This is a genomic window from Methylobacterium bullatum (assembly GCF_014845095.1).
In the GTDB taxonomy this organism is placed as follows: Bacteria; Pseudomonadota; Alphaproteobacteria; order Rhizobiales; family Beijerinckiaceae; genus Methylobacterium; species Methylobacterium bullatum.
This window is the reverse complement of record NZ_NKUG01000081.1, coordinates 1-7900: the sequence shown is the minus strand read 5'-3', so window position 1 is coordinate 7900 and position 7900 is coordinate 1. Positions and strand designations below refer to the sequence as shown.

The following is a 7900-nucleotide window of genomic DNA, read 5'->3' as shown; positions in this document are numbered from 1 at the left end:
TTTCCACCTCTCTTTTTCTCGGCAGCCTCAAATGTTTATAAGGGACAGGGCCCGGCGAGGTCGAGGCGGCGCTGCTGGCCCAGGAGATTGTGGCGGGCGCGGCGGCGGCTTTGCGGCAGGGTCCGGCGGGTCCGATGCTGGTGGCCTATACGGTGGCGGCGGCCGGGGCGGTCCTCGACGCGAGCGTACTCCGGGCCGACCTCGCCCGGCGGTTGCCGGACTACATGGTGCCGAGCCGGATCGTGGCGCTGGATCGCTTGCCACTGACGCCCAACGGCAAGCTCGACCGCGCGGCCCTGCCCGAGCCCGCGCCGCTGGTCGAGGCGACGGGCGGTCCCTCGCGTCCGCTCACCCCCACCGAGACGGTGGTGGCCGAGATCTGGGCCAAGGCGCTCGGCCTCCCCGCCATCCCACCCGACCGGAACTTCTTCGAAGCCGGCGGCGATTCCATCCTCAGCCTGCAGATCGTCGCCCGCCTTCGCGAAGCGGGCTTTGCCGTGACGCCGCGCCAGATCTTCGAGCATCAGACCGTCACCGCTCTGGCCCGCGTCATCGCCCGGCCCGATGGGGCGGAGACGACGGTGTCCGTGCCGGAAGGCCCTGCGCCGCTCATGCCCATCCAGCATTGGTTCTTCGAACAGCCGATGGCCCGCCGGGACCATTGGAACCAGTCCCTCGAACTCGATGCCCGCGTGAGGCTCGACGCCGATCGCCTCGGCGACGCGTTGGCGGCCCTGGTGGCCCATCACGAAGCGTTGCGTTACGCCTTCGGCCGCGATGCGACCGGAGCCTGGATCCAGGAGCCGATATCGCCCGCGATGCTCGCCGAGCCCGTGACCATCGTCGAAGTGCAGAGCGACGACGAGGCGCGGGTCTGTTTTCTCGCCGCCGAGCGCAGCCTCAACCTCGCCGATGGCCGCGTCTTCGCCGCCATCCTGGCGAACTTCCCCGATGGGCGTCAGCGCCTGCTTCTCACGGCCCATCACCTCGTCGTGGATGCCGTGTCGTGGCGCATCCTCGTCTCCGACCTCGACCTGCTCTACCGGGGAGACGCATCGGCGCCTGCCGTCGCGACGCCCTTCCGGGCCTGGGCCCGTCGTCTGCGAGATCACGCGGCGGAGATCGCCGGTCGCAGCGAGGCTTGGGCGTCCGCGGCTTCGGCTGCGCTCCTTCCGGTCGACCGACCCGAAGGCGCGCGTGACCAGCATCACGCCGCGACGAGGACCCTCGTCCTCGACCCCTCCCTCATGGCTGGGCTCGATCGCCTGCGCACGGCCTACGGGATGCGGCTCGACGAGGTGCTCCTCGCCGGCCTGTCCCGCGCCGTCGCCGCCTGGTCGGGGCACTCGACGCTGGGCGTCACCCTGGAGCGCCACGGCCGGGACGGGGACGCCACGAACCTTCCCCTCGACCGGACGGTCGGCTGGTTCACCACCCTGGTTCCGATCACCCTGTCGGTATCGGGCGATGTCGGGCGCGATGTAAAGTCGACTAAGGAAGCGGTGCGAACCCTCCCCGGGGACGGCTCGGGCTACTCGGTCCTGCGCTACCTCGGCCCGGAATCAGAGCGTGCGAAACTCTCGGCCCAGCCCTGGCCGGAGGTGACGTTCAATCACCTCGGCACCGTCGCCGCCACCGATGCCGGTTCCCTGTTCTCCATCGATGCCGAATCGATGCGCCTGTCGGCGGATCCCGCCGCACCTCTCGGCGCCGAGCTGATCGTCGACAGCTTCCTGCGGGACGGCGCGGTCACCCTGCGCCTCGGCTACAGCGCCGCCCGTTTCGACGGGGCCACTATCGAGTGCCTCGCCGAAAGGCTCGGTGCCGCGTTCTCCGCCCTCGCCGAGCACGGACTCGACCCCGAGGCCGGCGGCGCGACACCGTCCGATTTCCCGCTGGCCGCCCTGACGCAGGACCGGATCGACGGCCTCGATCTGCGGGACGTGACGGACATCTATCCGTTGACCCCGACGCAGGGCGGAATCCTGTTCCACGCGCTGGCCGCGCCGAAAGCGGGTCTCTACGTGAACCAGCTCGGCGTCACGATCCGTAACCTCGACCCCGACCGGTTCGCGGCGGCCTGGCGCGCGGGCGTCGCACGCCATCCGATCCTGCGAACGAGCTTCCTCTGGACCGGCGACCTCGCCGCTCCGCTCCAACTCGTGCATGCCTCCGCCGAACTGCCGATCACCCGGCTCGACCTGAGTGACCACGGCGACGCCGATCTCGATGCACTGGCGCGGGCCGAGCGCGCCTGCGGCTTCGATCTCGCGCAGGCACCGCTCATGCGGCTCCTTTTGGTCGATCTCGGCCAAGACCGGCACCGGCTGATCTGGACCTGCCACCATCTTCTCCTCGACGGATGGAGCAATGCGCGCCTGATCTCCGAGGTGCTGCGCCACTATGCCGGAGAGGTGGTCGAGGCACCGACGCGCCTGTTCCGCGAGCATCTGACCCGGCTTTCGCACATCCACCGCAGCGCCGACGAGGCGTTCTGGCGCGAGACCCTGGCCGGGCTGGACGAGCCGAGCCTCCTCGCCCCGGCTCTGTCCGGCGAGACGGGGGCGAGCGGACACATCGCCATCGACACCGCCCTCGGCGAGGCGCGGACCGACCGCCTCCAGGCTTTCGCCCGGCGCGAGACGGTGACGTTGAACACGGTGTTCGAGGCGGCCTGGGCGCTCACCCTGAGCCGCTTCACCGGGCGCTCCACCGTGGCCTTCGGCACCACCGTGTCGGGCCGCCCGCCGGATGACGGCGGAATGCACGGGGTGCTCGGCCTGTTCATCAACACGGTGCCGCGTTGCGTCGGCCTGCCCGGACATCTGAACGTGGGGGACTGGCTGCGTCGGCTGCAAGGCGAGGCGGCGGCCCTGCGCGAGCACGATCTCGCTTCGCTGGCCGACATCCAGGCCTGGGTCGGGCGCGGCGGGCAGCCGCTGTTCGACAGCCTCGTCGTCGTCGAGAACTACCCCCTCGACGCCGTGGTCCGCGACCGCAGCCTCGGCGGCCTGGAATTCGGCCCGGTCGCGACCCTCGAAGCGACCGACGTTCCCCTCACCCTGTCGCTTCTCCTCGACGGCGCGCCGCGACTGAACTGGAGCATCGACCAGGCCCGGATCTCCTCCGCCGAGGTCCGGCGCCTGAACGCGCAGGTGCTTCACATCCTCGATGCCCTGATGGATGCGGCCGACGCGCCCCTCGATTCCCTCTCCCTCGTCCTGCCCGACGAGATCGAAGCGGCGCGGCATCGGGCCGCCGTCCTCCGGCCATCGCCGGCCGAGCCCGCGATCCATCTCCGAATCGCTTGGCAGGCGGGTCGGCGACCGCAGGCCGTGGCCGTCACGTGCGAGGGTGAGCAGGCGACCTATGCCGACCTAGAGACCCGAGCGGCGCGTCTTGCCCGGCATCTCGTCCGTGAAGGCGTGCGGCCGGGCGATCTCGTCGGTCTCTGCGCCGAGCGCTCGATCTCCCTCGTCGTCGGCATCTTGGCGATCCTGAAGAGCGGAGCCGGCTATGTTCCCCTCGATCCGGCCTATCCGGCCGACCGACTCGCCTTCATGCTCGCCGATTGCGGGGCCCGGCACGTGCTCGCCACGGCCGGCCTCGTCGACAGCTTGCCCGAAGGCGGCCCCAGGCCGATCCTGATGGACGGGCCGGCGGCGTCCGAGGACGGAGACACGCCGCTGCCTCCGGCACCCCACCCGGAGCAGCCGGCCTACGTGATCTACACGTCGGGCTCCACCGGCCGGCCGAAGGGCGTCGTCGTCACCCATGCCAACGCGGCGCGACTGCTGACCACCACGCAGGACGATTTCGCCTTCGCCGAGGACGACGTCTGGACGCTGTTCCATTCCTACGGGTTCGATTTCTCGGTCTGGGAGATTTTTGGCGCGCTCTGTCACGGCGGGCGGCTCGTGGTGGTGCCGCGCGAGGTGGCGCGGGCGGCGGACGCGTTCCTCGACCTTCTCGTCCGCGAGGGCGTGACGGTGCTGAACCAGACCCCGTCCGCCTTCCGGCCGCTGATGCAGGCCGCCCTCGCGCGGCCGCGGGGGCTGGCGCTACGCCACGTCGTCTTCGGCGGGGAAGCCCTCGATGTTTCTGCCCTGCGCCCGTGGTTCGAGCGTTTCGGCGATGCCTCGCCCCGTCTCGTGAACATGTACGGCATCACCGAGACCACGGTTCACGTGACCTATCGACCGCTCGTAGCCGACGACGCGGATCGGCCCGACAGCCCCATCGGCGAGGCCCTGCCGGATCTCACCCTGCACCTCCTCGACGCCGCCCTCGACCCCGTGCCGGATGGGGTGGCGGGCGAGCTGCATGTGGGCGGCGCCGGTCTGGCCCAGGGCTATCTAGGGCGGTCCGCGCTGACGGCCGAGCGCTTCGTGCCGGATCCGTTCGGGCCACCGGGGGCGCGCCTCTATCGCAGCGGCGACCTCGCCCTGCGGCGGCCCGACGGCACGCTGGCCTATCTCGGACGGGCCGACGGGCAGGTGAAGCTGCGCGGGTTCCGGATCGAGACGGGGGAGATCGCAGCGGCCCTGCGGGCGGAACCCGGCGTCATCGATGCCGCCGTCATCCTGCGCGACGCCGCCGGGGACAGGCACCTCGTCGCCTATGTGGTCGGCGACGGGATCGACGCGGATGCCCTCCGTGACGGGATCGTTCGCCGGCTACCGTCACATATGATGCCGGCTCACATCCTGGTCGTGGCGTCCCTGCCGCTGACCCCGAACGGCAAGCTCGATCTGCGCGCCTTGCCGGTGCCGCTCGCGACCACGCGAGGGTCGGACGCGCCCGAAGGGGCCATGGAGATCGCCCTGGCGGAGATCTGGCGCGAGGTGCTGGACGTCGAGAATGTGGGCCGAGACGACGACTTCTTCGCCCTCGGCGGCCATTCCCTCACCGCCGCGCAACTCGCCATGCGGGTGAAGCAGCGTCTCGGTCTCACCGTGCCGATCCGTGCCCTGTTCGAGGCCCCGACCCTGCGCGGCTACGCCCTGGCCGCGACGTTGAGCGAGGTCGCGGGCGACGGACGGGACGAGGCCGCCGACCTGTCCGACATGGACGCTCTCCTCGCCGATCTGGAGGCCTGAATGTCTGGCCAAGCCGCCGATCTCAGCCGCCGCTTCGCCCGGCTTGCCCCCGACAAGCGCAGGGTCTTCCTCGACGCCCTGGCCGCACGCGGCATCGACTTCTTGCGCCTGCCGATCGTGGCGGGGGACGAGGATGCGGGCGGCGAGAGGGTCGCTCCCCTGTCCTACGCGCAGGAGCGGCTGTGGCTGATCGGGCGGATGGGAGGCGACGCGGCCCTGCTCCATATCGCCGGGGGGCTCGCTCTTTCCGGGGCGCTCGACCGGGATGCGCTGGCGCGGGCGCTCGACGCTCTCGTGGCGCGGCACCCAGCCCTGAGGACGGGGTTCCGGGCCGGGGAGACCGACGAGGTCGAGGCGGTCACCGCTTCATTCGTCGCGGCGAGCCTGCGGGAGGTCTCGCTGGAGGCCGAGGACCGGGCCTTAGCCGAGGAACGCCTCGCGTCCCTGTCGCGGGAGGAGGCACGACGGCCCTTCGATCTGGCGGCACCGCCCCTGTTCAGGGCCGTGCTGGTGCGGATGGAGGCCGAGCGCCACGTCCTCCTCCTCACGATGCACCATCTCGTCTCCGACGGCCGCTCGGTGGAGATCCTGCTCGCCGACCTGATGCGCCTCTATGCGGCGGGGGAGAGCTCGGGCCTGCCGCCGCTGCCGATCGCCTATGCCGATTACGCGCGTTGGCAGCGCGACTGGCTCGAGGCGGGCGAACTCGAGCGCCAGCTCGGCTGGTGGCGGGACCGCCTCGGGGCGACGGAGTCCGTGATCCCCCTGCCGGCCGACCGCCCGCGCCCGGCGGTCCAGAGCTTTCGCGGAGCGGCGGTGGATTTCGCGGTCGATGCCGATATCGCCGCCCGCCTCGAATCCCTTGCGCGGCAGGCCGGCGCCACGACGGCGATGGTCCTGCTGGCCATCCTGTCCCTGGTGCTCCGGCGCTATACCGGCGAAGCGGACCTGCGCATCGGCGTGCCGGTGGCCAACCGAAACCGGCCGGAGACGGAGGCGCTGGTCGGCCTGTTCGTCAACACCCTGGCGATCCGGGTCGTCGTCGATCCGGCGGCCAGCGTCCTCGACCACGTGCGGGCCGTGCGCGACGCCATGGTGGATGCGCAAGGACACCAAGATCTGCCCTTCGAGCGTCTGGTGGAGGCGCTCCAGACCCGCCGGACCGTGAGCCATACCCCCGTCGTCCAGGTCATGCACAGCCACCGGGTCGAGGGGCCTTCCCGGTTCAATGTGGGCGATCTCGTCGTGTCGCCCTTCGGGCGGGGAACCGGCAATGTCCAGTTCGATCTCGTTCTGGAAACGGTGGCAGAGGCCGGCGGGGCCTTGCGCGGGGCGTTCGGCTATGCCCGCGACCTGTTCCAGCGGGACACCATGGAGCGGATGCGCGACGGCTTCCTAACCCTGCTGCGCGGCGCGGTGGAGGAGACCGGCCGCCGCGTCGATACCCTACCGCTGGTCCCGGCCGCTTCCCTCGCTTCGCTGTCCTCGCCCTATGCGGATGGGATGCCGCTGTCGGAGGCGCTGGTGCCGGCGCTGATCGGCGCGGCAGCGCAGGCCGATCCCGACGCCCCGGCGGTGATCTGCGGTCCGCGCACCACCACGTTCGGCGAGCTCGACCGGGCCGCCAACCGCCTCGCCCACCGCCTGATCCGGGACGGCATCGGCCCCGAGGCGGTGGTCGCCGTGGCCCTGCCGCGCGGGCCGGACCAGATCGCCGCCTTCCTCGCCATCCTGCGGGCCGGGGGCGCCTTCCTGCCCCTCGATCCGGCCCAGCCGAGGGTGCGTCTGGCCTCCCTCCTGCGCGATGCCGGGGCCCGCCTGCTGCTGGTGCAGGGGTCGGCCCTCGACGGGCTGGCGCAAGAGTCCGGAATGGGAGAGGCCGGTAGCCTGGACCCCTCCGCCCTCGATCTCGCCTCCGAACCTGAGACCGCGCCGTCCCCCGCGGCCCATCCGGGGCAGCTCGCCTACGTGATCTACACGTCCGGCTCCACCGGGACCCCCAAGGGCGTTGCCGTGGCGCATGGACCCCTGGCCCGGCACGTCCGGGCCACGGGGGCCGTCTACGGCACGAACCGGGAGACGCGCGAACTCCACGTCCTGTCGATGAGCTTCGACGGGGCGCAGGAGCGCTGGATGGTGCCCCTGGCCTTCGGTGGCTGCGTCGTGCTCAAGCCCGACGGGCTGTGGACCCCGCGCGAGGCGCTGGACGCCATGGAGCGTCATCGCGTGACCCATGCGGGCTTCCCCACCGCCTACATGCATCAGCTGGCGCTGGAGGCCGCCAGCGGCCCTCGCCCGAGCCGGCGCTCCTATGCGTTTGGCGGCGAGGCCCTGTCGCGGGAGAGCTTCGCCCTGATCGGCCGGGCGCTCGACCCGACGCTGCTGATCAACGGCTACGGCCCCACCGAGACGGTGATCTCGCCGCTGGTGTGGCGAGCACGGGCCGGCGATGCGGTGGAGGGGGCCTACGCCCCGATCGGCCGGGCGGTGGGGGATCGCCGGGCCTACATTCTCGACGCGGCATTGCAGCCGGTGCCGGTGGGCGTCACCGGGGAGCTGCATCTTGGCGGTGACGGTCTGGCGCGGGGCTATCTCGGCCGGGCCGGGCAGACGGCGGACCGGTTCATCCCCGATCCGTTCCCGGACCTGTCGGGCCGGGACGGCGGCCGGCTGTACCGCACCGGGGATCTGGCGCGCTGGCGGGCGGACGGGACGGTGGAGTATCTCGGCCGGGCCGACGCGCAGGTGAAGCTGCGCGGGTTCCGGATCGAGCTCGGCGAGGTCGAGGCGGCGCTGCTGGC

General features: G+C 71.6%; 2 protein-coding genes and 1 pseudogene. All 3 read left to right on the top strand.

What is annotated here, in order from left to right; translation table 11 throughout:
• Nucleotides 1–68: 68 nt before the first annotated feature.
• A pseudogene (locus MBTS_RS24005) lies at nt 69–542 on the top strand (phosphopantetheine-binding protein); the annotation flags it as partial.
• Nucleotides 543–611: 69 nt separating this feature from the next.
• A complete protein-coding gene (locus MBTS_RS12630; protein WP_280529923.1) occupies nt 612–5099 on the top strand; it encodes an amino acid adenylation domain-containing protein in 4488 nt (1495 codons plus the stop codon).
• Nucleotides 5100–7900 (top strand): amino acid adenylation domain-containing protein (locus MBTS_RS12625; RefSeq protein WP_192215798.1); only part of this gene is annotated, 2801 nt, incomplete at its 3' end.

Bases quoted from the DNA above. Each gene is read 5' to 3' on its own strand.
- MBTS_RS12630 (WP_280529923.1), top strand. From the start codon at position 612: ATGCCCATCCAGCATTGGTTCTTCGAACAGCCGATGGCCCGCCGGGAC.